Origin of the sequence: Blastomonas sp. RAC04, from assembly GCF_001713435.1 — a bacterium.
Lineage (GTDB): Bacteria > Pseudomonadota > Alphaproteobacteria > Sphingomonadales > Sphingomonadaceae > Blastomonas > Blastomonas fulva.
Genome location: NZ_CP016460.1, coordinates 1324989 through 1349319, shown reverse-complemented (window position 1 = coordinate 1349319; position 24331 = coordinate 1324989). Strand labels below are relative to the sequence as shown.

At 65.1% G+C, this 24331-nt stretch carries 16 protein-coding genes; 4 read left to right on the top strand and 12 right to left on the bottom strand.

The window, feature by feature from the left end:
* Positions 1-201: 201 nt before the first annotated feature.
* The 4 genes from BSY18_RS07435 to uvrA form a co-directional block, all read right to left on the bottom strand.
* Complete coding sequence (locus tag BSY18_RS07435; protein WP_083231359.1) at positions 202-1704, bottom strand: TolC family protein; 1503 nt, start codon at positions 1702-1704, stop codon at positions 202-204.
* Positions 1704-2756, bottom strand: coding sequence for an HlyD family secretion protein (locus tag BSY18_RS07430; RefSeq protein WP_054136402.1), 1053 nt, complete (start codon positions 2754-2756; stop codon positions 1704-1706). Before BSY18_RS07430 ends, BSY18_RS07435 begins: the two co-directional genes overlap by 1 nt.
* Positions 2743-4413 carry an ABC transporter ATP-binding protein gene (locus BSY18_RS07425; RefSeq protein ID WP_236823474.1) on the bottom strand — a complete coding sequence of 557 codons (1671 nt, stop codon included), beginning with the start codon at positions 4411-4413 and terminating at the stop codon, positions 2743-2745. Before BSY18_RS07425 ends, BSY18_RS07430 begins: the two co-directional genes overlap by 14 nt.
* A 401-nt stretch (positions 4414-4814) precedes the next feature.
* Entirely contained in the window at positions 4815-7760 is a 2946-nt protein-coding gene (uvrA, locus tag BSY18_RS07420; protein WP_069050164.1) for an excinuclease ABC subunit UvrA, read from the bottom strand.
* A 197-nt stretch (positions 7761-7957) separates the two neighbouring features.
* On the opposite strand from uvrA, the gene BSY18_RS07415 reads away from it, so the two are divergent.
* A complete protein-coding gene (locus BSY18_RS07415; RefSeq protein WP_150126232.1) occupies positions 7958-8413 on the top strand; it encodes a hypothetical protein in 456 nt (151 codons plus the stop codon).
* 36 nt (positions 8414-8449) lie between these two features.
* Here the strand turns inward: BSY18_RS07415 and BSY18_RS07410 are convergent, their stop codons facing one another.
* The 4 genes from BSY18_RS07410 to BSY18_RS07395 all read right to left on the bottom strand — a co-directional run bounded on the left by BSY18_RS07410 (position 8450) and on the right by BSY18_RS07395 (position 12520).
* On the bottom strand, positions 8450-9829 hold the full coding sequence (locus tag BSY18_RS07410; protein ID WP_236823473.1) for a sensor histidine kinase: 1380 nt from the start codon (positions 9827-9829) through the stop codon (positions 8450-8452).
* Positions 9826-10821 (bottom strand): hypothetical protein, encoded by a 996-nt coding sequence (locus BSY18_RS07405; RefSeq protein ID WP_150126231.1) that lies wholly within the window; start codon positions 10819-10821, stop codon positions 9826-9828. The genes BSY18_RS07410 and BSY18_RS07405 overlap by 4 nt, the downstream gene beginning before the upstream one ends.
* A gap of 70 nt (positions 10822-10891) precedes the next feature.
* Positions 10892-12103 (bottom strand): hypothetical protein, encoded by a 1212-nt coding sequence (locus tag BSY18_RS07400; RefSeq protein ID WP_069050162.1) that lies wholly within the window; start codon positions 12101-12103, stop codon positions 10892-10894.
* Positions 12104-12202: 99 nt separating this feature from the next.
* Positions 12203-12520, bottom strand: coding sequence for an Hpt domain-containing protein (locus BSY18_RS07395; RefSeq protein ID WP_054136409.1), 318 nt, complete (start codon positions 12518-12520; stop codon positions 12203-12205).
* 71 nt (positions 12521-12591) lie between these two features.
* On the opposite strand from BSY18_RS07395, the gene BSY18_RS07390 reads away from it, so the two are divergent.
* Positions 12592-14958, top strand: coding sequence for a hypothetical protein (locus BSY18_RS07390; RefSeq protein WP_069050161.1), 2367 nt, complete (start codon positions 12592-12594; stop codon positions 14956-14958).
* Here BSY18_RS07390 and BSY18_RS07385 read toward each other — a convergent pair.
* From BSY18_RS07385 to BSY18_RS07375, 3 genes are read right to left on the bottom strand one after another with little or no spacing between them, the layout of a single operon-like run.
* Entirely contained in the window at positions 14955-16421 is a 1467-nt protein-coding gene (locus BSY18_RS07385) for an efflux transporter outer membrane subunit (protein WP_069050160.1), read from the bottom strand. The two genes, BSY18_RS07390 and BSY18_RS07385, sit on opposite strands and share 4 nt — an antisense overlap.
* Entirely contained in the window at positions 16418-19624 is a 3207-nt protein-coding gene (locus BSY18_RS07380) for an efflux RND transporter permease subunit (protein WP_069050159.1), read from the bottom strand. Before BSY18_RS07380 ends, BSY18_RS07385 begins: the two co-directional genes overlap by 4 nt.
* A 4-nt stretch (positions 19625-19628) precedes the next feature.
* Entirely contained in the window at positions 19629-20825 is a 1197-nt protein-coding gene (locus BSY18_RS07375; protein ID WP_069050158.1) for an efflux RND transporter periplasmic adaptor subunit, read from the bottom strand.
* A 251-nt stretch (positions 20826-21076) separates the two neighbouring features.
* Here BSY18_RS07375 and folE point away from each other — a divergent pair, with 251 nt between their 5' ends.
* Positions 21077-21691 carry a GTP cyclohydrolase I FolE gene (folE, locus tag BSY18_RS07370; protein ID WP_054133808.1) on the top strand — a complete coding sequence of 205 codons (615 nt, stop codon included), beginning with the start codon at positions 21077-21079 and terminating at the stop codon, positions 21689-21691.
* 141 nt (positions 21692-21832) lie between these two features.
* Here the strand turns inward: folE and BSY18_RS07365 are convergent, their stop codons facing one another.
* Positions 21833-22309, bottom strand: coding sequence for a peroxiredoxin (locus tag BSY18_RS07365; protein ID WP_054133807.1), 477 nt, complete (start codon positions 22307-22309; stop codon positions 21833-21835).
* 237 nt (positions 22310-22546) lie between these two features.
* Between BSY18_RS07365 and ahcY the strand changes: the two genes are divergently transcribed.
* A complete protein-coding gene (gene ahcY, locus BSY18_RS07360) occupies positions 22547-23965 on the top strand; it encodes an adenosylhomocysteinase (protein WP_054133806.1) in 1419 nt (472 codons plus the stop codon).
* Positions 23966-24331: the final 366 nt, after the last annotated feature.

The following is a 24331-nucleotide window of genomic DNA, read 5'->3' as shown; positions in this document are numbered from 1 at the left end:
CCCACCCACATCTGCTTGACTGATTCCGCAGCTAGATCGGACACCCCAAGGCTGCGGATAGGGTGACGCATCGGTCCGCCGAGGTCGCAGCTTGAGCCTCCGATGCGTCACCCGACTATCCCATCGCACAACACGGAATGGAAGACTTGGTCTGCACCCAAGGTCACGCGCGGCGCGGTACCGTTGGCCTGGCCGACCGGGTCAGGGCTGGACAACCCCGGCAAAGTCGTCGGTCAGCTGCAGCGAGTCCAGATCGGCCGCCACCGCGACCAGATCGGCGCGAGCCTGCGCCAGCCGGAACTCGGCATCCAGCCTGCGGATCGATGCGTTTGCCGCCGCATCCTCGCGCAGGTTCACCAGGAAGAAGTCGCTGGCGCCCGCCTGGAACAGCCTTCGCTCGCCGGCTGCCAGCTTGTCGGCCTGAACCTCCTCGTCGCGCGCCAGCACCGCCAGCCGCTCGGCTGCAGTCAGGTTGGTGGAAAGCTGCTCGATCTCTGCGATGATCTGTTCCTCGCTCTGACGGCGGCGCCACTCCAGCGCGTTGATGTTGGCTTCGGCCGCAGCCACCTGTCCCTTGGCGGCGCGGTTCTGCAGCGGCATGGAAAAGGTGAAACCGACCACCGCCTCGAACGGATCGCGTGAACGACCGCCCAGGCCCTGCTCGCCGAAATCCTGTCCGGCTTCGGCAAACAGCCTGAGCGAGGGCAACAGGCGGTTGCGTTCGAGCTCGAGCCGGGTTTCGCCCTGTTCCAACCGCTGTTCGATAAGCTTGATATCGGGTCGCCGTGCGAGCACCGCCGCCGGATCGGTCGCCCGCGCCGCGGGGATCATCGGCAGACGGGCGGGCAGGTCTGCGGGGGTCGCTACCCTGGGCCTGCCGTCATTGTCACGCCAGAACAGCGACAGTCGCTGCGCGGCATTGGCCAGATCGCGCTCGGCGGCAACCAGCAGCGACTGGCGGCGCAGCAGGTTCTGCTGGTTTTCGGTCAGCAGGATCGCAGCCCGTGCACCCAGCTGGACCTGGCGGCTGATGCCGTCCTGCCGGTCCTCGGCCAGCTGGACCTGCGCGCGATAGACCTGCACCTGCTGCCCGGCTGCTACCCACTGTCCATAGGCCTGGATCGCCCGCTGCTGCACCCCGATGGCGATGATCAGGGCATCGAGCCCCGCCATGTCGCGTTCGATCAGCGCGTTGCGCTGGCCGAAGCGGCGGTCGTCGATATAGCGGTCGCGCAGCAGCGCGAAAACGCCGCGCACCTTGAGCTCGCCCAGCCGGTCGGTGAAGCTGTAATCCTCATAGACCGGAAAGTCGCCGCGCGAGACGCGATAGCTCGCCTCGATCTGGCCGCCATTGTTGGTCAGCGGCTGGATCGCCTTTCCCTGCACATAGGTGCCGTCATAGAATCCGGTGATCCGCGAAAAGCCCTCGCCGGTGAACAGCAGGTCGAACGCACCTTCGCTGGCAAGCACGCGCCCATCGGCGGCGCGGGCGTTGGCAAGCGCCTCCAGGATGGACGGGGCAAAGCGCCGCGACGAGGCCAGCACCTCTTCCAGCTGCAACCCCTTCGCCTGCCGCACCGGTTGCACCCCTTGTGTCGCGGCGGCGGGTGCCTGCGTTCGGGCCTGAGCCTGGGCAGGGGTTGGCGCGGTAAGGCTGACCAAAGCCAGCGCAGTGAGGCTGGCCAGCGATGCGGAGCGGCGCATCAGCGCTTCTCCTTCCTGGCCGTGCCGCCATTCTGGTTCTCCTCGATCAGCGCGGGGTTCTGCAGCGGGAAGTCGTTGAGCTGACGCCACAGTTCAAAGCCAACCGAAACCTCTTCCATCGCGACCCAGCCGCGGGCATTGGCGCCCAGGCGGACATAGGGCTCGCCCGGCCAGCGCGTCTTGCCCTTGGCTTCCTGCACCAGCACGCGGAACAGCCCGTTGGTCGAAGCGGCAAGATCGACCTGCTGCACCTCGCCATCGAACAGGCCTCGCGCCACCGACGGCCAGCCCGAGAACTGGATCGCGGGCCAGCCTTCGAACTCGAGCCGAACCGGCTGGCCACGCCTGATCAGCGGCACGTCGCGGCCATCGACATAGATTTCGACCACGCGCCGGGTCTGAGTGGGGGCAAAGCTTGCCAGCACGTCGCCCTGCGAGACCATGGTGGCCTTGTCGCCGCCGCTGATCCGCTGGATCACGCCGTCGCGCGGCGCACGCACCGTCTGCAGCGATTGCCGCGCCAGGTTGATGTCGATCTGGGTGATCGCCGCGCGTGCCTCTGCCAGCACGGCTTCCATCTCGGCGACCTTGATCCGCGCAAGTTCGCTTTCGCGCTGCGAGGCAAGACCTTCGCGGAACAGCGTTCCGGTGCGTCCGACGTCCAGCCGCGCAGTGCTAAGCGCACTCGCGGCGGCCGCAACCTTGGCCTCGGCGAGGCTGCGTTCTGCGCGCAGCCGCTGCAGCAGCATCGGATCGTTGTCGGCGATGAGGGCGATGGGGTCGCCTTCCTTCACCACCTGGCCATCCTGCACATACCATTTCTCGATCCGCCCGGGGACCAGAGCGGTGACGTTCTGCAGCCGGTCCTGCGGGTTGAGCGCAATTACCTGACCCGCGCCATAAGCGGTTTGCACCCATGGCACATAGATCATGAAGAAGGTCGCGGCGATCAGCCCGAACACCACCATCAGCCCGAAGGCGCGCAGCGGGCGCGGGGTTCGCATGTTCGCAAGGGTGCGAAAGCGGCTGAGCGCATGATCACGCGTTGCCATTGCGCGCCTCCGTTGCATGCGCTTCGACGATGCGGCTGAACTCGTCGGGATCGTCTATGATCCGTTGACCGTCATCCCCCAGCCACAGATACTGGCAATCGGGCTGGTGTTCGGAACGCTGGGTGAACTGAATCACCGTAGAGCCTGCCTCCCGCATGACAACGCGCACATCGGCCAGGATCGCGGGGTCGATCATGTCGAACAATCCGGTCAGGATCAGGATGCGCGGGCATTTCAGCATGGCGCCTGCCAGCTTGAGCCGCAGCGATTCGGCATAGGACAAGGGCCAGCCGCTGGTCGACAGCTGGGTATCCAGTCCGTCGGGGAGCGCCATCACCCGCTCTTCCAGGCGGACCAGCGCAAGCGCCTGCAACGCATCCGACGAGGTGATGTCGGGACCGGCCAGGCGCAGATAGTCCCGAATGCTTGCCTGCACGATGGTGGGGCGGTCGAGCACGATGATCTCGCTGCGCAGCCGGAACATGTCGACCATGGCGATATCCTGTCCGCCCAGCGTCACGACGCCGGTGTCGGGAGTAATATAACGTTTCATCGAATGCGTGAACAACCGCTGCACATCGTGGTTCCGGCTCTGCGCAATCAGCTGGCTGCCCGCGGGGATGGAAAGGTTGAAGGTGACGTCCTTGACGGTTGCCGGGTGGGTCACGCGGCGCAGCACCAGATCACCGCCGCCGATTGCGTCCTCGCCTTCGCGAGCCTCCACTTCCTGCTCGATATTGTAGAGCAGGCCAATCTCCTCGGCCGCTGCGATCAGGTCATAGGTGATGTCGAGATACGCCCCCATCTGGCCCAGGCCGAAGAAGGCCGCTGACAGGATGAGCTCGGCTGCGACCAGCTGGCCGATCGACAGCTCACCCTCGATGACCAGCCAGCCGCCGAGCGCCAACAGTCCGGCGCTGGCAAAGGCATAGAGCAGCAGAAACGCGACGGTCTGCGAGATGGTATAGCGGAAATGCTTGGCCTTGGCGGCGATGTAGTCTGCCGTCACACCTTCGGAACGATCGAGCGCATAATCGACATGCCGCCCGGATTTGTAGAAGCCGTTGGATGCGCCGACATTCTCCAGCCAGCTCGCCGCAGCGTATTTGGCATGGCTGAGCGCAATGCCCGAGCGAATCGCCCCGCGGGTCCACACCAGCAGGATGAAGAAGGCGAGGGCGATGACGATGAGGTTGAAGGCCAGGAAGAACGGGTGGTAGAATGCGGTGACGGTGAAGCCGACGGCCGACTGCAGGATGATGGTGAACCCGCCGATCAGCAGGCTGGGCACCGCTTTCTGCACGGTGACAACGTCGAAATAGCGGTTGAACAGATCCTGCCGCTTGGTGTCTTCGAAGAACGGGTTGCGCGCGTGGATCGACCGCAGGGTGATTTCGGCCACCTGCCGCGCGTAGAATCGCCGCGTGAACAGCTCCATCGCATAGATCCGCAGTGCGGAAAGCAGAACCGCGATCAGCAGCAGTCCCAGCAGCGTGCCAGCCAGCGTCACCAGAGGTGTCACCAGCGCGGTGTTGGCGACCGAATTGATCAGCATCTGCACGGAAATGGGCGTGGCAAGCGACAGCACGGACACGGCCACACCATAGACCAGCGCCAGCCAGATGAAGCTGCGCTCGGCCTTCAAGAGTCCCAACATCCAGCGCACAGCTTCCCGTGCGCCCATAATCTGTCCAGTTGCTGCTGCCATCTATCTGCCTGCCCGTTGGTCCAAGGTCGCTGACCACGAATTAGGTTGTAAACCCGATAAGCCTATTCGAAAGGTACTGCTGCAGGCGATTGGTTTTTTCTATCGAAAAACTCGCGCAGGCAGCATGCCCCATGTGCCTCGGAACGACCTGAAGCACAACGCAACACGCGAATTCAACAAAAGTTCATGAGCGCCAGTGCGAAACGTCCAAACCTGAAGCCAAAGCCCGATCTTCGGGCTGTTGGCTTCAGGAGTAAACCCGAACGCACAGCGCATTCAATCGGCTCGGTAGGGCTCGGAATGCGAGGGCTCAGCTCAGCGCCTCGCCTCGCGTGCCTGCCCCAGCCCCATTATCGCACGAGCATCTGAGCGAGATACTGGCCGGTGTAGCTGCGCGCGACCTTGGCGACCTTTTCCGGGGTGCCCTCCGCGACGATCTCGCCGCCCTTGACGCCGCCTTCGGGGCCCAGATCGATGATCCAGTCGGCGGTTTTGATGACGTCGAGATTGTGCTCGATCACCACCACGGAGTTGCCCTGATCGACCAGCCTGTGCAGCACCTCGAGCAGCTTGCGCACATCCTCGAAGTGCAGGCCGGTGGTGGGTTCGTCGAGGATGTACAGCGTCTGCCCGGTCGAACGGCGGCTGAGTTCCTTGGCAAGCTTGACGCGCTGCGCCTCTCCGCCGCTGAGCGTCGTTGCCTGCTGGCCGACCTTGACGTAGCCCAGGCCCACTTCCCACAGCATCGCCATCTTGTCGCGGATCGGCGGCACTGCCTTGAAGAATTCGACTGCGTCCTCGACGGTCATGTCGAGCACGTCGGCGATCGAGTGGCCCTTGAACTTCACCTCGAGCGTCTCGCGGTTGTAGCGCTTGCCGCCGCAATCCTCGCAGGTGACGTAGACGTCGGGAAGGAAGTGCATCTCGATCTTGATCAGGCCGTCGCCCTGGCATTTCTCGCAGCGGCCGCCCTTGACGTTGAAGCTGAACCTGCCCGGCTTGTAGCCGCGCGCGAGGCTTTCGGGCAGTCCGGCGAACCAGTCACGGATATTGGTGAACGCACCTGTGTACGTCGCTGGGTTCGATCGCGGGGTGCGGCCGATCGGCGATTGGTCGATATCGATCACCTTGTCGCAATGCTCGAGGCCCGTGATCTTGTCGTGCGCCCCGGCGATCACCCGCGCACCGTTGAGCGCGCGCGCAGCGCCCGCAAACAGCGTGTCGATGGTGAAGCTGGACTTGCCCGAGCCCGATACCCCGGTGATGCAGGTGAAGGTACCCAGCGGGATCGACGCCGTCACGCCGGTGAGATTGTTGGCGCGCGCATTATGGACGGTGAGCTTCTTGCCATTGCCCTTGCGGCGCTTGGCCGGAATCTCGATCTTGCGTTCGCCGGTGAGATATTGCGCGGTGAGCGAGCGCTTGGACTTGAGGATCTGCTCGAGCGTCCCTTCGGCGACGACCTCGCCGCCGTGGACGCCCGCGCCCGGACCTAGATCGACGATATAGTCGGCGGTGCGGATTGCGTCCTCGTCATGCTCGACGACGATCACGGTATTGCCCAGATCGCGCAGCCGCTTCAAGGTCACCAGCAGCCGGTCGTTGTCCTTCTGGTGCAGCCCGATGCTGGGCTCGTCGAGCACATAGAGCACGCCCGAGAGACCGCTGCCGATCTGGCTGGCGAGCCGGATGCGCTGTGACTCTCCGCCCGAAAGCGTCCCCGAGGTCCGATCGAGGTTGAGGTAGTCGAGCCCGACATTGTTGAGGAAGCCCAGCCGCTCGATAATCTCCTTGAGGATGGACTTGGCGATCTGCTGCTGCTGGGGACCGAGCTTGTCGTTGAGCGTCTCGAAAAACGCCAGAGCATCGGACACCGAACGCCGTGTCGAGATCGAGATATCCTCGCCGACGATCTTGACCGAACGCGCCTCTGGCTTGAGCCGCGCGCCATCGCAGACTTCGCAGGGCTGCGCGGTCTGGTATTTGCCCAGCTCCTCGCGCATCCACGCGCTGTCGGTCTGCAGCAGACGGCGGTTGAGATTGCCGATGACGCCCTCGAACGGCTTCTTGACCTCATAGCTCTTGCGCCCGTCCTGGAAGCGCAGCGTGACCGGCTTGCCGCCGGTGCCGTGCAGGATGATCAGCTTCACCTCGCCAGGCAGTTCGCTCCACGGCGTGTCGAGCGAGAAGCCGAACTCGCGGCCCAGGCTAGCCAGCACCTGCATGTAATAAGGCGAGGGCGGGTTCGACTTGGCCCAAGGCACCACCGCGCCCTTCTTCAGGCTCAGATCCTCGTTGGGGACAACCAGTTGGGGATCGAAATACATCTTCTCGCCCAGACCGTCGCAGGCAGGGCAGGCACCCTGCGGTGCGTTAAACGAGAACAGCCGAGGCTCGATCGCCTCGATGGTGAAGCCAGACACTGGGCAGGCGAATTTTTCTGAGAAGATGATCCGGTTGTCGGGGATGCCGACGTTCTTCATGCCCTTCTTGCCCCCCTCACGTTCACCTTCGGTGGCCTGCGGCTCAGTGGAGGGGCTGGGTGTGGGGGATGAACTTCCTGGCTCCGCTACCGTCCCATCCGCCAGATCGACATAGGCCAGACCTTCGGCAAGCTTCAGCGCGGTTTCGAAGCTGTCGGCGAGGCGCGTCTCGATGCCTTCACGCACCGCCATGCGGTCGACCACGACCTCGATGTCGTGCTTGTACTTCTTGTCGAGCGCGGGGGCTTCGTCGATCTCGTAGAACTCGCCGTCGATGCGCACGCGGGTGAAACCGGCGCGCTGCCATTCGGCAAGCTCCTTGCGATATTCGCCCTTGCGGCCGCGCACCACGGGTGCAAGCAGATAGAAGCGCGTACCCTCGGGCAGCGCCATCACCCGGTCGACCATCATGCTGACAGTCTGCGCGGTGATCGGAAGACCCGTGGCGGGCGAATAGGGCACACCGACGCGCGCCCACAGCAGGCGCATGTAATCGTAAATCTCTGTCACCGTCGCGACAGTCGAACGCGGGTTGCGGCTGGTGGTCTTCTGCTCGATGCTGATCGCAGGGGAGAGCCCGTCGATATGCTCGACATCGGGCTTCTGCATCATCTCGAGGAACTGGCGCGCATAGGCCGACAGCGATTCAACGTATCGACGCTGGCCCTCGGCATAGATGGTGTCGAACGCCAGGCTTGATTTGCCGCTTCCCGAAAGACCGGTGATCACGATCAACTGATCGCGCGGCAGATCGATATCCACGCCCTTGAGATTGTGCTCGCGCGCGCCGCGCACGGAAATATGAGTCAGCATGGAGTGCCTTATGTTCTATTGATGTTCTGGTTGCAAGCCGGGGAATGCGGCAAGCGGTCAGGATGAGGATGCGTCGCTCGCAAATGGTGCCCAAGGCGCTGCGGTGCAAGAGCAGCCGGGCCGGTTATGGAACGGCTTTGCGCCATCTGCGTAGCCGTGTTAACCGAGATCAACTTTGGTTTGAGGGAATGACCATCATGAAACTTCGCATTTCGCGCACCGCTTCCGCTGTGGCGCTGCTGGCCTCTTGCCTGGCGGTTGCTCCGCTCAGCGCGCAGCAGTCCAGCCCGCCCGCCGAGCAGGCGCCTGATTCCGGATCGATGGAGCCTTCGCCCGTCACCGTGAACCCGAGCTCGCCCGAAGAGCAGGCCGCGCGCGAGGCCGCCAACGCGCGCCAGCTCGAGATGTCCAACGCTCAGCTTCAGCAGAACGCCGCCAACCAGGCCGAATACGACGCCCGGCGCTCGAGCTATGAGAGCCAGATGAAGCTGTACGAAAATACGGTGGAATCGCGCGCCCGCGCCGAAGCGGAATACGCCCAGATCAAGCAGCTCTATGACGCGATCCATGCGCAGTGGGAGGCCGATGTTGCCGCGTGCAACGCCGGCAACCGCAAACGCTGCGCCCAGACCCCGCCGCCGATGCCGCAATAACCGGCCCGCGCTCCCCACCCCAGGGTGCGGGGCGGGTCAGTCTGTTGGCAGTAGCAGAGTGAAACGCGCGCCCTGACCTGGCGCGCTTTCGACCGTCAGGTCGCCCTGCATCGCGAGCGCGAGACGCCGCGAGATGTACAATCCGAGCCCGCTGCCGCCATCGCCGCTGCGCCCCAGCCGTTCCCATTTGTTGAACAGGCGCTGCTGGTCCTCGGCGCTGAGGCCTGGACCCTGGTCGGCGACGGTGACGCTGGCCCAGCCGGGGCCGTCGTCGAGCCTCAGCCATATCATTGAACCATCGGGTGCATAGTTGATCGCATTGCCGAGCAGGTTGAGCAGCACCTGCAGCACGCGGCGAAACTCGCCGGTCGCGGGCAGCATTTCATCTTCCGACGGCTTGTCGATGCGGATTTTGCGGTCCGCGGCCTTGAGCGCGAGCAGCCCCGCCGCGCGCCGGGCGATATCGGCCAGATCGACAGGCTCCCTGGCAGCGCTGAAGCCTGCGCCGTCGATCGCTTCAAGATCGGCCAGGTCGTCAACCAGAGCCAGCAGATGGCGCCCGGCAGCTGCGATGTCGCTGGCATAGTTCGCGTAATCGGCCCGCAACGGACCCTCGAGCCTGCCGCCGATGGTTTCGGCGTTGGCGATGATCCGTCCGATCGGCAGCCGCAGCGCCGGGCCGATCTGGCGGCCGAACAACTGGCCGATCCGCTCGCCGTCGAACAGCGGCGGCATCTCCGGGGGAGCGGCGGGGTCGGGCAGGGGAGGCGCGTGCCTCAGCGTGATGACGCACCCCGTCGCAGTTCCGGCGGGGCGCAGGCTGGCAATCCATTCGCGTTCGTCGCCGGCCAAGGTGACGCGCTGGCCATCGATCTGCTCCGCCCGAGCGAATGCAGAGCCGTCGCTCGGCTCGAGCACCGCGGTCACCGGCTTGAGCAGCAGGCCCGAACTCGCATCGTCGGTGCCGGCTCCGGCAGGCGGCGAGTATCGCACCACTCGTTCGAGACGGTCGAGTTGAAGATGGGCGACGCCAGGCTCGGCGGTGAAATCGGCGCCGTCTTCGGTCGCATCCGACCGGTCCGGCAGTGCGTGTTCACGCCAATGGGTGAGCAACAGCGCCACCCCTTCGGCGTCGGGTGTGCATTCGCACCACATGTCGATCAGCGCGGACGACCCCGCAGCCTTGACCGGGCGAGACAATCGCATGCCCAGCCGCATGCTGTGCCGCGCCAATTCCAGCAGCGGGGGCACTGCGAGCTCGCCGCCCGACGTGCTGCCGCCAAGCTGCTGGTGCAACCGCATCAGTCGGTCATCGGCGTGCAGCAGCATTCCGTTGCGGTCGATCCGCCCGGTTTCCGCAGCAACCCACACGGTGGTGAGGCCCGCCTCGTCCGATGATGGGATCTGCGCGTTCACCACAACGGTCCGGGCGTTGTCAGCGGCAGCTGGTTACGCCAGCCCGCGATGAGCCGCGCCGCATCATCGGGACCGATCGCGGCCAGCGCCGCAGCCGAAGGCACGGCCTCGAGCCGCAACGATGCCAGCATCGCGATGCCCTCGATAAGCCTTGCGGCGGTGTCGGCGGGCACGTCGCAGCCACGCACCACGACGGCAAGCCGCGAAAGATCTGGGTCGCGTGCCATGTCGATCAGATGATCGAACGGCAGGCCGCTGGCGCGCGCGAGCATGGCAAAGCCGAGCGAAGGGCCATTGTCCGCGAGTGACCAGTCGTCACCCGCGCGCGGCAGTGCGAACAGATGGCAGAAGCGCATCAGCCGGTGCGGGCGTCCTCTCCGTTCGTCAAAACCGCCCAGCAAGGCATCGGCGCGCGCGCGCAAGACCAGCGGATCGGCCTGCAGCCGATCCTGCATCCAGCCGGTCAAGCGCTGTACAAGAGCGTTCACCGTCTCGGGCGGAAGCTCGGACAGATCGAGACGAAATCCCTGCGCGTTGCCGACAAAGCGGCTTTGCGCGACGATCAGCGCCATCGCGGCTTCAGCCAGTTCGTCCTGCGTATCGGCGACCTGTGCCTCGACTCGCGGTGGCAGCTCGGCCATCGCAAGACCGATCAGCGGCGCGTTGCGGCACAGCCGTGCCTCGATTGCGCGCGCATGAGCCAGCCGGGTGGCAGCGGGATCGGCCAGCACCACTTCGTGTGCCACCAGCGAGGCATCGACGGCGTCGGGATCGGGCGCCAGGGCCTCGACCAGATGCCGCGCGATCGAATCCGCAAAGCCGCCCGCCAGGCTGAGATCGTCCTCACGCAAGGTGGCCGCGCTGCCCGGAGCGAGCCGCTGGCGTACCAGCACCGGAATAGCGCCCGCCAGCCGCGCCTGCTCTTCGGCATGGCGCAGCAACGCTCCAACGTCCCGTGGAACCGGGCGTGCGGGGGCCATGTCGGTACTCATCGGCTTGACCTAGCAATTGCTGGTTAAAATGCTGTTAGTTGAAGTGCGCGAAACGGGCTTTCGTCCAAGGTTAGATATGGCGCTTTGCCGGGTCGCTCGCAAGCGGCGAGGGGCGAGTCTGCCACCACATCAGCGTCAGCAAAATCAGGTTCCACAGCATCAGCGCGGGCAGCATCACGCCAAAGGGTACCGCCAGCATCGCCGCAACCGCAACAAGGCTGGGTGACCGCGCCAGCTGCACCCACAAACGCGGAAGCGGGCCGGAAATTCTTCCCAGAATCAGGGCCATGGCTGGCAGGATGAGCGACACGAAAAGCCCGGCGAGCCGGTCCGATGCCGCCACGGTCAGCACTGTGACCGCGATAAACGCGATCGCAAAGGCAAGATCGCGCGCCGCCCGCTCGGCAGCAGGCAGCGTCCTGGCGGCAAAGCGTCCGAAAAGCCGATCGGCTGCATGCCCCGCCGCGCGCCCGCCGATCAGCAGGGCCAACGCGGTCATGCTCCAGTCGGCCACCGCCAGGCCGATCGCGCCCAGCGGCAGCGCGAGCGCGGAGACACGCAGCGCGGGGTTGATCCAGCGCGCCGCCCATGCCCGGCGCGCGAGCGCCTGCACCGGAGCCATCCGCACCAGCCTGGCCCCCATGGTACCCGAAGATCCGGCCAATTCCTGCAGCGCCAGCGCATCGGCCTCGGCGCCATCGCGGACAATCGCGATGCGCCCCGCCTCGGCGAGTGCGAAGGGCAGGACCTGCCGCCGGTACCCGCGCTGGACCGCCAGCCGCAGCAGCGCGGACTGCACGCTCCAGTCTTCGGGCAGGTCGCGCGCCTCGACCAGATCCCGCGCGCGGACACAGGCCAGCCCCGCCCAGACATGGTTTATGTCGATCCGCTCGAACCGTTCAATCAGCGATCGCGCGCCATCGCCCGGGGCGAAGCTCGCGACAAAGGTGCCGCTCTGACGCGCCATCGGCTCGATCTCTTCCGGCGCGACGTACAGGCCGTCGGCAATGATCAGCAGCTCGTCATCGCTCGCCAGCCGGACGCTGATGTCGGCGACCGAACGGACGAGGTGGAATTCCACGCCGCAAGAGGCGGCATAGGCCTCGATCTGGCGCACGCGCTCTCCGACCGACCCGACCAGGCAGAGGATTTCGCCTGCGCCCGCCTGCCGGGCCAGATCGACCTGCAGCATCGCGAGCTGGCCATTGGCCAGCGGCAATGCGCCGCGCAGCGCGGATCCGCCGGGAACGGTCTCGATCAGGGAGATGAGGGCGGTACGCACGCGGGGTCACAGGCTCCTTGCAGCTCGGAGCGGCCCTCTTATCGCCCGGCTGGCGCCCTGCCAACCGGCACGGTGCCCGATCGCCTGTGGTGTGACGCTTTATTGCATTCCTGCGGGAAGATCGCCGAAGTCGCACATCGCGGCATCGAGCTGGCGCAGCACGACGGGGTCGCCCGGCGCGCCCTCCAGCGCATGGTCGGCCAGATCGACGATCCCCTGGACGCCGAAGCTGGCGGCGAGGCTCTTGAGCCGGAGCGCGGCAAAATGCCAGTTGGCATCGCACCGCGCGCGGCGCAGCAGGTCGATCTGCCGGGCGGCGCTTTCGACAAACGCCCCGCGCAGCTCGGCGACGAGTGCGGGATCGCTTCCCACCGCTGCGGCCAGCGCCGCGTTCAATGCTCCGGATTCATAGGCCATGCGCCAGTCGAATAGACGAGCTGCCTTAACTTTCGGTTTCTGGTCGGCCAAAATATGTTAGGGTTAACGCCATGGGCGAGGGGAAGAAAATCATCGATCTGCGGCACGGTCGCAGTGACGACGCACCGGCGGTGCACGAGGCAGAGCCCGACATGGCGGCTCCGCCAATGTCGATGCGCGCCGCGGTATCGCAGGCCGATGATTCGGCTGCACCGTGGATGGAGGACGAGGACGTCCCATCCTCTCCCGAGTCGCTCAGCCGATGGGCGATTGCAGGGGCCGTGATGGCGGCGGGCTGGACAGGCTTTTTCATCTGGGCATCACTGCCGCAATGGCAGGCGGGGATAACTCCAGCGTCAGCATCGGCCGCGGTGACGCAATGGGCCATTCCGGTGATCGCGATTCTGGCGCTGTATCTTGTGATTCAGCGCAACAGTGTGGCCGAGGCGCGGCGCTTTGCCAAAGTCGCAGGCTCGCTGCGCGCAGAGAGCGCGGCGCTTGAAGCCCGGCTCGGCAACATCAATTCGGAACTCTCGCTGGCGCGTGAATTCCTTGCCAATCAAAGCCTTGAACTGGAATCTCTGGGACGGGTCTCGAGCGACCGGCTGCGCGGATTCGCCGAAGAGCTCCGCACCATGATCGAGGCCAGCGATACCGGCATGCGCGCGATCGGCGAGGTGAGCGAGGCGGCGTCGGGCAACATGGACAAGTTGCGCAACCACCTGCCGGTGATTGCCAATTCGGCCAAGGACGTCACCAACCAGATCGGCAATGCAGGCCGGACTGCACAGGGCCAGGTCGAAAGCATGATCGCGGCGTTCGAGAAGCTCAACGCCTTTGGCCAGGCGGCGAGCAGTCAGATCGCGACCCTCGTGCAGGATTCGGATGCGGCAACGATCCGGCTGTCCGAATCGGTCGATACCAGTGGCCAGTCGCTGACACGCAGCGTTGCCGAGGCGACCGAGCAGATGGACCGCGCGATCGAGACGGTCGCCAGCCGGCTCGCCAACACCCGCAGCAATCTCGACGCAGCGGCTGACAGCCAGACCGGCGCCTTGCACGAAACGCTGGCGCAGTTGCGCGACAATCTGGATGCGATGGCCGCCGACATGGCTGAGCGCGCAGCTGCCACCCGCCGGGATATTCGCGCGGCGGCCGACGATCTGTCGCTGACGCTGGGTACGCTCGCCGCCTCGACCGGCGAGAGCGAGGCCGTGGTCCGCCAGATGGTCGCCTCTGCCGACGCGCAGATCAGCGACGCGGAGCGTCGATTGCAGGCGATGGACAGGGAAAGCACCGAGGCGCTGGCGCGGCTTGCGTTCGCCCTGTCGGCGCTGGATGGCAATGTCAGTTCGCTGAGCGAGCGGCTCGCGGCGGGCAGCCGCCACGCCGACGATTTCGACGCGCGCAGCGAACGGCTGCGCGAGCGGCTAGGCACGATCCAGCACCAGGTCGCCGATGCCATTCCCGGCGCGCTGTCGCGGCTCGACCAGACCACGCAGGCCAGCCAGGACAAGGTCGGCTCGCTGCTGGGTTCGGTAACCGAAGTTGACGGTCAGATGGTCCGGCTGGGTTCGATCCTCGGCAATTTCGAGCAACGGATAGCAGGCCAGCAGGCCGAGATCGGCAAGCTTTCGGAAACGAGCGAGGCCGACTGGCGCGAACGGGCAGAGGATATCGGCGCGCTGATCGCGGCGATGCGCTCGGCACGCGAGGAGATCGACCAGATCAACGCCAGTTCCGCGGTCCGGCTTGTCGAGACGATGCGCGATGTACAGCGCGAGGCGCATGCCGCCGCAGACGAGGCACGCCGCGCGATGGATCGCGCGATCACCGGCGCCACCAGCAAGCTCGGCGAAGACAGCGCTGCTGCGCTGGAAAAGGTGCTGCGCGGCAAGGCGGAAGAGCTGGTCGGCAAGCTTGAATCGGCGATCAGCCGCGCGGTCGGCGCCACAAGCGATGCCAGCCTGCACCTCAAGGACCAGCTGAGCCGGGTCGACGACCTTGCCAGCCATCTCGAGCGCCGGGTCGCCGAAGCGCGCGAACTGGCCGAGGAGCGCACCGACAACGATTTCGCGCGAAGGCTGGCGCTGCTGACCGAATCGCTCAATTCGGCGGCGATCGATGTCGACAAGATCCTCTCGACCGAGGTCAGCGACACCGCCTGGTCCGCCTATCTGCGCGGCGATCGCGGCGTGTTCACGCGGCGCGCGGTGCGGCTGATCGACAATGGCGAGGCCAAGGACATCGCTGCGGCCTATGAGAACGATCCCGAGTTCTTCGAGCTGGTCAACCGCTACATCCACGATTTCGAGGCGATGCTCCGCACCGTCCTGTCCACCCGCGATGGCGGCGTGATGGGCGTGACCTTGTTGTCGTCCGAAACCGGCAAGCTCTATGTCGCGCTTGCGCAGGCTATCGAGCGGCTACGCGACTAGTCCCTCGTCGTTGCACTGACCTCTGCCACGGCAGGCGCATTTTCCCAGCCGCCGCCCAGCGCGCGGAACACCGCAACCTCGGCCTCGGCGCGGGCGGCTGCTGCAGAGCCGCTCGCGGCGCGTGCTGCCAGCAGGTTGCGTTCCACCTCAAGCAGTTGCAGCGCATTGTCGCGCCCCGACCGGAAGCGGATGCGGGTGATCCGCGCGACTTCGTCTGCGGCAGCCGCTGCGGTCTGCAGCGCCGCGTCCTGTTCGATCGCAGCCTTCAGCCGGGCAAGCGCCTGTTCGGTTTCCTGCAGCGCGGTGAGGACCGCGCCATCGAATGCCGCAAGACGGGCATCGGCCTGTGCCGAGGCGGCGTTGACGCGCGCACGAGCAGTCCCGTCGATCGGGATCGACCAGGAGATCAGCGGGCCCAGCGAGAAACCGAGATTGTTCGATTCGGTGAGATCGCCAGGCGACGTTCCGCCGATTGACAGCGAACCGGCCAGCCGGATCGATGGATAGAGCGCCGCGGTGGCAACGCCGATCCGTGCGGTGTCAGCCGCCAGCCGGGCTTCGGCGGCGCGGACATCGGGACGGCGTGCGAGCAGCGCGGCGCCATCGCCCACAGGAATGGCCACCCGCACCTTGGGCGGAATGGCACAGGCATTTGCGGCGGCATCGATCTGGCCGGGCGGGTCACCGGTGAGGGTTGCCAGGGCAAACAGCGCGGCACGGCGTTCGGCCTCGAACTGCGGCACCTGTGCGCGTGCCTGCGCAACCAGCAGCTCGGCATTGGCGACATCGCGCCGCTGGCCGCGCCCGGCGGTGAACAGCCGCTGGGTAAGGTCAAGCGTGCGCTGCTGCGCGGCGAGCGAATCGCGGGCGATATCCGCCTGCAGCCGGTTCGAACAGGCCAGCGCGTAGGTGCGGGCAACCTCGGCAGCGACACTGACCCGGGCAGCATCGAGCTCTGCCTGGGCAGCAAGCGAATCGCCGCGCGAGGCTTCGACCGAGCGGCGGATGCCGCCGAACAGGTCGATCTCGTAAGAGGCATCCGAGGCGAGCTCGTAGAAATCGAAGCGCAGCGGCTCTGGCGGGGCGAAGCCGACGCCGGCGTTTGCGCCGGTGCCGACCTGGTTGGTGGTGGCCGACCCGCTCGCCGAGAGCGACGGCAATTGCGCGCCCCTGGCCTCGCGCACCAGCGCGCGGGCGCGGCGCAGATTGGCGCTCGCCTCGCGCACGCTCGTGTTGCGCTCGAGCGCGCGGGTGACCAGCGCGTCGAGCGCCGGGTCCTCGAACAGTCGCCACCAGCCTTCGGGGAGCGGCGCCTGGGCGAAGCGCGGATCGGCGCTTTCGATGAATGCACCCTCGGCGACGGCGCCGGGGGTGGCGGGGCGTTCGAAGTCCGGGCCGACGGTGCACGCGGCCAGCGTTGCGCTCAGCGCGGCGCAGGCGAGCAGGCGGGATTTCAGGATCATGGCTGGCTGCCCTCCATGACAGGCTGAGCGGGGGGAGCGGGCGGCGGCAGATCGGCGCGTTTGCGGCTCGCCGACCAGGCCTTTATCCGGTCCTCGAGCGTCCGCACCATCACATAAAATGCAGGCGTGAACAGCAGGCCGAAGATGGTCACCCCGATCATCCCGAAGAATACCGCGATGCCCAGCGCCTGGCGCATCTCGGACCCCGGGCCCGAGGAGATCACCAGCGGCAACACGCCCAGGATGAACGCCAGCGACGTCATCAGGATCGGGCGGAGTCGCTGGGCTGCGGCATGGCGCGCAGCCTCAAGGATTGACTGGCCATGGTCCTCGTTGTGCTTGGCGAATTCCACGATCAGAATGGCGTTCTTGGCAGCAAGCCCGATCAGCACCACAAGCCCGATCTGGGTGAGGATATTGTTGTCCCGGCCCATCAGATTGACCCCGAGGATCGCGGCGAGCAGGCACATCGGCACGATCAGGATCACCGCCAGCGGCAGCACCAGGCTTTCATATTGCGCTGCCAGCAGGAGGAAGACGAACACCACGCCCAGCAGGAAGACAAGCGTGCCGGTGTTGCCCGCGGCCTTTTGCTGGAAGGCGAGTTCAGTCCATTCGAAGTCGAACCCCTGCGGCAGCGTGCGCCGCGCGAGTGCTTCCATCGTGTCGAGCGACTGACCGCTCGAATAGCCCGGCATCGTGTCGCCCTGCAGCTCGGCGGAGCGGTAGAGGTTGTACCGCACCACGCGATAGGCACCCGAATCGTTGCGCAGGTTCATCACCGCGTCGAGCGGCACCATCTGCCCGCTGGACGACCGCGTGCGCAGCCGCCCGATATCGGAAATGTCGTCGCGATAGGGAGCATCGGCCTGCGCGGTCACCCGAAAGGTGCGGCCGAGGAAATTGAAATCGTTGATATAGCTCGATCCCAGATAGGTGCCGAGGGTCGAGAAGATGTTCTCCACCGGAACGCCCAATTGCTCGGCGCGGGCGCGGTCGATATCGGCGAATAGCCGCGGGGTACGGGTGTTGAAGGTGGTGAATGCGCTGGTGATCCCCTCGGTCTGGTTGGCCGCGCCCATCATCGCGAAGGCCGCGCCTTCGAGCGCCTGTAGCCCGGCATTGCCGCGATCCTCGATGATCATCTTGAAGCCGCCTCCGGTGCCCAGCCCTGCCACGGGTGGCGGGGCGATCACCAGGATGTTGCCCGCGGTGATGCTCGACATCGCGCCGCGCAACTCGTTGGCGACGTCTTCCGAACTTACCCGCGTGCCCGCTTCCTTCAGCGTGATGAAGATCGCGGCGGCATTGGGAGCGTTGGTGAAGGTCGCGCCGTCGAAACCGGCAAAGGCGATGGTACTCACGACAGAAGCGTTCTTGAGCGCGATCGCCTGCGCGGTCTCCACCGCAGCGGTGGTCCGCTGCAGCGAGGCGCCCGGCGGCATCTGCACCACCCCGATCAGATAGCCTTGGTCCTGCGCGGGAATGAACCCGGCAGGCGTCGCGGTGAAGCGCCAGCCGGCAACCGCGATCAGCGCAAGATAGGCCAGCCCCATGAACATCAGGCTGCGGATGGTGCGTGCGGTCAGGCGGCCATAGCGCTCCGAAAGCTTGGCAAAGCCGCGGTTGAAGCCTCGTGCAAACTTCTTGCCCCAGCCCCGCCATCCTGCCGGAATATCCTGCTCTCCGTGGGTGCGCGGGCGCAGCAGCAGTGCGGCGAGCGCGGGCGACAGGGTCAGCGACACAAAGGCCGAAAATGCGGTCGCGCCAGCGATGGTCACCGCGAACTGCTGATAGAAGGCGCCCGAAATGCCGGGGATGAAGGCGGTCGGAATGAACACGCCGCACAGCACCAGAGCGATCGCGATCAGCGCGCCGGATACCTCGTCCATCGTCTTGTGCGCGGCGTCGAAGGGGCTCAGCCCTTCTTCTTCCATCAGCCGCTCGACATTCTCGACCACCACGATCGCGTCATCGACGACGATGCCGATCGCCAGCACCATGCCGAACAGCGACAGGCTGTTGAGCGAGAACCCGAGCGCTGCGAGCACCGCGATGGCGCCTGCCAGCGCGATCGGGATGGCGATGATCGGGATGACCGCCGCGCGCCAGCTTTGCAGAAACACCAGCACCACGATGGCGACCAGAATGATCGCCTCGATCAGCGTATCCTGCACCGCGGCGATCGACGCCTCGACATAGGTGGTGGGGTTGTAGGGGATCGAATAGGTCATTCCGGGCGGGAAATCGCCCGATGCGCGCTTGAGTTCGTCCTCGACCTCCTTCGCTACGGTTAGCGCATTGGACCCTGGAAGCTGCGAGATCGCCAGTGCGACGGTCGGCCGCCCGCTGGAGAATGCGTTGATGCTGTAATCCTGCGCGCCGAGCTCGATCCGGGCGACATCGGCGAGCCGGGTCAGCGCGAGTCCGTCGCGCTTGACGACGATCTGGCCGAACTCCTCGGGACTGCTCAGCCGTCCCTGGGTCTGCACGCCCAGCTGAAACGCTGTGCCATTGGTGTTGAACGGAGGCTGGCCGATCGAACCGGCGGACACCTGCGCATTCTGCGCGCGGATCTTGCCGACGATCTCGTCGACGGTGAGGTTGCGCGATGCCGCGAGCTCGGGATCGATCCAGACGCGCATGTTGTAATCGCGCCCGCCGAACAATCGCGCTGAGCCGATCCCGTCGATACGCGATATGCGGTCGATGATCTGCAATGTCGCGTAGTTGGAGATATACTGCTGCGGCAGCGAGCCGTCGGGCGAGAAGAAGTTGGCCACCAGCAGTAGGTCGGGAGAGTTCTTGCGCACGGTGACGCCGATCTGGCGGACCTCCTGCGGCAGGCGCGGCTCGGCCGTACTCACCCGGTTCTGCACCAGCACCTGCGCCTGATCGACATCGGTGCCTTGCGCGAACGTGACCGTGATCGCGAGGTTGCCATCGCCGGTCGAGGATGACGACATGTAGAGCATGTCCTCGACACCGTTGATCGATTCCTCGAGCGGCGCCGCCACGACATCGGCGATGGTCTCGGCGGTGGCGCCGGGAAAGCTTGCGCTGACCACCACGGTGGGCGGGGCGATCTCGGGATACTGCGAAACCGGCAGCGACGGATACGCCACCACGCCGAAGATCACGATCAGGATGGACAGCACCGCCGCGAAGATCGGGCGGTCGATGCAGAAATGGGCGATCCGCATCGGCTTAGCGTGCCGTTGCCTGAGCGGGCGCAGGCGCGGTGGTCGGCCGCGCGATCGGGGCATCGCCCTTGGCGCGCGCCTTGATCTGTCCCTTGCGCGGCGTCACCACCATGCCCGGCTGCATCCGGGCCAGCCCGTCGATCACGATCCGTTCGGTGGGGGCAATGCCGTCGCGAATCACGCGCAGTCCCTCGACCATGGGGCCGGTAGAGACCGGGCGCGGGGCGACCTTGTTGTCCTTGCCCAGCACGAACACCAATTTGCGGGTCTGGTCGGTCAGGATCGCCTCGTCGGGCACCAGCATCGCCTTGTACGTGCCTGATCCCAGCAGCCGCGCGCGCCCGAACATGCCGGGGACCAGAAAGCCGTTGGGGTTGTCGACCATTGCATAGGCCTGGATCGTCCCGGTATCGGGGCTGATGCCGTTGTTGAGGAATTCCATCTTGCCGCGCCAGCGAAATTCGGGCTCGTCTGCGAGCTGGATCTCGACCGGATTTGCGGCATAGCGCGAGCTGCGCCGTTCGCCATCGGCGTCCTGGCGGATATATTTGAGGTAGAAGCTTTCTGCGCCGTCGAAGCTGAAGCGGATGGGATTGATACGGACCACGCGGGTCAGCTCGGTCTGCCCGGCGGTGACGAAGTCGCCGACATCGACCAGACGGTTGGATATCCGGCCCGAGATGGGGGCGCGTACCTGGGTGAAGGAAAGATCGAGCTGTGCCGCCTGCCGGCGCGCTTGCGCGCCTGCCAGCGTGGCACGCGCCGAGCGCAGCGTGGCGGCCAGGTTGTCTGCCTCTTCGCGGCTGATGGCATCGAAGCCCAGCAATTCAGTGCCTCGTCCCGCCTGCGACTGCGCGTTGGCGAGGGCTGCACGCGCGCTGGCGACGCTCGCCTCGGCCTCGGCCAGATTGGCGCGGAAGGGCCGCGGATCGATGACGAACAACAGATCACCCTTGCGGACATCGCGCCCGTCGCGAAACGCGATCTGGGTAATCGGGCCAGAGACGCGCGCGACCAGCTGCACGTCCTCGTCCGCCGTGAAGCGGCCGATATACTCGTCCCAGTCGACGACGTCGCGTTGCAGCGGGGTCGCGACGGTGGCCGCAGGCGGCGGGGGCGGGGGCGGGGGTTCTGAACTGCAGGCGCCGGCCAGCAACGTGAACGCTGCCGCTACAAGCGCGCATCTGGGGGTGACGCGCATGATGATTTTCCATTTATGCTGTTTTGAGGCAAATTGGGCGCTGCCGTAGCGTAAGTCCAGCAAAAAGAGTTGCAAATTACAACTAATCTATGTTGATTTTTTGCAAGTGCGAAACGGAAACACGCAACCGCCGTTTTGGTTCCTGCCCAATTTGCCCTGTCGGCAAACGCCGGATGAGAGGTGCGCTTGTAGTGCGCCAACGCGGTTCCTATCTTTTAGGCCAGCTTGTGAACCGAGGGGGATTACCTGAAATGCTGTACCACGATGCCGACGATGATCACGATGTTGCCGGCAAAGGCAAAATCCCTGTTCCTGTGGATGTTCAACAGGCCATCGTCACGCTGCTGCGCTGGACCGGAGATGATCCGGATCGCGAGGGACTGCGTGACACCCCGCTGCGCGTCGCGCGCGCGTGGAAGGAATATTGCTCGGGCTACGACGACGACCCCAGCGTTCATCTCAGCCGCACCTTCGAAGAGGTCGGCGGCTATGACGAATTGGTGCTGCTGAAGGACATTCCGTTCCAGTCGCATTGCGAACACCATATGGCACCGATCATCGGCAAGGCGTCGATCGCCTATATGCCCCGCGACCGGGTGGTCGGAATCTCGAAGCTGGCGCGCGTGCTGCACGGCTTCTCCCGCCGCCTGCAGGTGCAGGAACGGCTGACCGCGGAAGTGGCGGCGTGCATCTGGGAACATCTCCAGCCGCACGGCGTGGCAGTGGTCATCGAGGCCAGCCATAGCTGCATGACCGCGCGCGGCGTGCGTACCCCCGGCGTCAGCATGATCACCAGCCGGCTGCTGGGCTGCTTCCTCGACGATCACCGCTCGCGCGAGGAAGTCATGAGCCTGATGGGGTATTGATACATGTTTGGACTCTCCCCTTCAGGGGAGAGACGCGAGACTTGGCAGCTTGCTGCCTAGTCGTAGCAGAGAGGGGGAGGCGTTTGGCGCCTTTCCCCTCTCCCAACCCTCTCCCCCCAAGGGGAGAGGGCTTTTTTGCAATCAGAGCTGCTCGAGCATGTAGTCCGCGCTGCTGACCTTGAAGTCGCCGGGCTCTTCGACGAACAATTTGTCCACCACGCCATCCTTGACGACCATGGCGAAGCGCTGGCCGCGCTTGCCCATGCCGAAGCCGCTGCCGTCCATGGTCAGGCCGACCGCGTCAGCAAAATCGCCATTGCCATCGGCGAGCATCGCAATGGAATCGGCGTTGGCCGACTTGCCCCAGGCGCCCATAACGAACGCGTCGTTGACCGCGGTGCAGGCGATCTCGTCGACGCCCTTGGCCTTCAGCGCATCGGCCTTTTCCACGAAGCCAGGCAGGTGGCGCGCCGAACAGGTCGGGGTGAACGCACCGGGAACCGAGAACAGCGCCACGGTCTTGCCGGCGAAGAAATCCTTCGCCTCGACCTGCTGCGGGCCTTCGGCGGTGGCGCGGACGAATTTGGTGTTGGGAATGGTGTCGCCGACTTTGATCATGGAATGTCTCCTGCTGTGGTTGCACTGCTGGCTGCATGTTGTCGTGATGGCGCGGCAATGCAAGGGGGCTCGGACAGGCAAGGGTCGCGATCATCGCCCCACTGGCAGCGCTCGCTCGGGCTAAAATGTCATATAAAGGAATCTTTATATTTGCCTGTATCGCCCACTCTGGCTATGGGGACGGCAGTTTCCGATGGCCCTGTTGGCGCATCGGCCGTTTGACTCAGGAGAATTTACGTGGCCAGTGCCCCGACCCTCGACCGCCCCGATTATGTCGTCGCCGACATTGCGCTCGCCGATTTCGGCCGCAAGGAAATCACCATCGCGGAAACCGAAATGCCTGGCCTGATGGCCATCCGCGAAGAATATCGCTCTGAACAGCCGCTCAAGGGCGCCAAGATCACCGGATCGCTGCACATGACGATCCAGACTGCAGTTCTCATCGAGACGCTGGTCGCTCTGGGCGCCGAAGTGCGCTGGGCCACCTGCAACATCTATTCGACCCAGGACCACGCCGCTGCCGCAATCGCCGCGCAGGGCATTCCGGTTTTCGCCATCAAGGGTGAGAGCCTGGAAGAGTATTGGGAATATGTCGACCGCATCTTCGATTGGGGCGCTGAAGAAGGCAACACCTGCAATCTGATCCTCGACGATGGCGGCGATGCCACCATGTTCGCACTCTGGGGCGCGCGCGTCGAAGCCGGTGAAGAGCTGTTCACGCCTTCGAACGAGGAAGAAGAATTTTTCGTCAAGATCCTGAAGCGTCGTCTGGCACAGACCCCGGGATACCTCACCAAGACGGTGCAGGCGATCAAGGGCGTTTCGGAAGAAACCACCACCGGCGTCCACCGCCTGTATGACCTCGCCAAGAAGGGCAAGCTGCCTTTCCCCGCGATCAACGTGAACGATTCGGTCACCAAGTCGAAGTTCGACAACAAGTACGGCTGCAAGGAATCGCTGGTTGACGGCATCCGTCGCGGCACCGACGTGATGATGGCCGGCAAGGTCGCCGTCGTGTGCGGCTATGGCGATGTGGGCAAGGGTTCGGCAGCATCGCTGCAGGGCGCCGGCGCTCGCGTCATCGTCACCGAAATCGATCCCATCTGCGCGCTTCAGGCGGCGATGGACGGCTTTGCGGTGCAGACGCTGGAAGACGTGGTCGGCACCGCCGACATCTTCGTCACCACCACCGGCAACAAGGACGTGATCACCATCGATCACATGCGCGCCATGAAGGACATGGCGATCGTCGGCAACATCGGTCACTTCGACAATGAAATCCAGATCAGCGCGCTGGAAAACATGAAGTGGACCGAGATCAAGCCGCAGGTCGACATGATCGAATTCCCCGGCGGCAAGCGCATCATCATGCTGTCGAAGGGCCGTCTGCTCAACCTCGGCAACGCCACCGGCCACCCCAGCTTCGTGATGTCGGCCAGCTTCACCAACCAGGTGCTGGCGCAGATCGAACTGTTCAAGGGTGCCAACAAGTACCAGAACGACGTTTACGTTCTGCCCAAGCACCTCGACGAGAAGGTCGCGCGCCTTCACCTCGAAAAGCTCGGCGTCAAGCTGACCGAACTGACCAAGGAACAGGCCGAATACATCGACGTTCCGCTCGCTGGTCCGTTCAAGAAGGACGAATACCGCTACTGATGCGGCTATCCCGCTGACCGCGGGGGATTAAGATTGAAAAGCCCGCTTCGCATTGCGCGAGGCGGGCTTTTTTGCGCTTGGGTGCCTGCCCTTGCGGAGCATATTCTCCCCTCCCGCTTGCGGGAGGGGCAGGTCCGGCTTGCCGGACCGGGGTGGGCTGGGAGCACAATTGGCTGTTCAGGCCAACCCCGGCCTCGCCTGCGGCTCGTCCACCCCTCCCGCCTGCGGGAGGGGAGAGGCATTGCGCCCCGCCTCCATTCACCGCGCTACCTTCGTTTTCCGATTGCGCTTGGCGTTGGCGCGGCTAGCCTGAGCGCATACCAAAAGCACTCCGGGGAACATCACCATGAAAGCACAGCATCTGTC

Excerpts from the sequence above, each read along its gene's own strand:
- BSY18_RS07435 (WP_083231359.1), bottom strand. The coding sequence starts at position 1,704 with ATGCGCCGCTCCGCATCGCTGGCCAGCCTCACTGCGCTGGCTTTGGTC.
- BSY18_RS07430 (WP_054136402.1), bottom strand. The coding sequence starts at position 2,756 with ATGGCAACGCGTGATCATGCGCTCAGCCGCTTTCGCACCCTTGCGAAC.
- BSY18_RS07425 (WP_236823474.1), bottom strand. The coding sequence starts at position 4,413 with ATGTTGGGACTCTTGAAGGCCGAGCGCAGCTTCATCTGGCTGGCGCTG.
- uvrA (WP_069050164.1), bottom strand. The coding sequence starts at position 7,760 with ATGCTGACTCATATTTCCGTGCGCGGCGCGCGCGAGCACAATCTCAAG.
- BSY18_RS07415 (WP_150126232.1), top strand. The coding sequence starts at position 7,958 with ATGAAACTTCGCATTTCGCGCACCGCTTCCGCTGTGGCGCTGCTGGCC.
- BSY18_RS07405 (WP_150126231.1), bottom strand. The coding sequence starts at position 10,821 with ATGAGTACCGACATGGCCCCCGCACGCCCGGTTCCACGGGACGTTGGA.
- BSY18_RS07395 (WP_054136409.1), bottom strand. The coding sequence starts at position 12,520 with ATGGCCTATGAATCCGGAGCATTGAACGCGGCGCTGGCCGCAGCGGTG.
- BSY18_RS07390 (WP_069050161.1), top strand. The coding sequence starts at position 12,592 with ATGGGCGAGGGGAAGAAAATCATCGATCTGCGGCACGGTCGCAGTGAC.
- BSY18_RS07385 (WP_069050160.1), bottom strand. The coding sequence starts at position 16,421 with ATGATCCTGAAATCCCGCCTGCTCGCCTGCGCCGCGCTGAGCGCAACG.
- BSY18_RS07380 (WP_069050159.1), bottom strand. The coding sequence starts at position 19,624 with ATGCGGATCGCCCATTTCTGCATCGACCGCCCGATCTTCGCGGCGGTG.
- BSY18_RS07375 (WP_069050158.1), bottom strand. The coding sequence starts at position 20,825 with ATGCGCGTCACCCCCAGATGCGCGCTTGTAGCGGCAGCGTTCACGTTG.
- folE (WP_054133808.1), top strand. The coding sequence starts at position 21,077 with ATGCTGTACCACGATGCCGACGATGATCACGATGTTGCCGGCAAAGGC.
- BSY18_RS07365 (WP_054133807.1), bottom strand. The coding sequence starts at position 22,309 with ATGATCAAAGTCGGCGACACCATTCCCAACACCAAATTCGTCCGCGCC.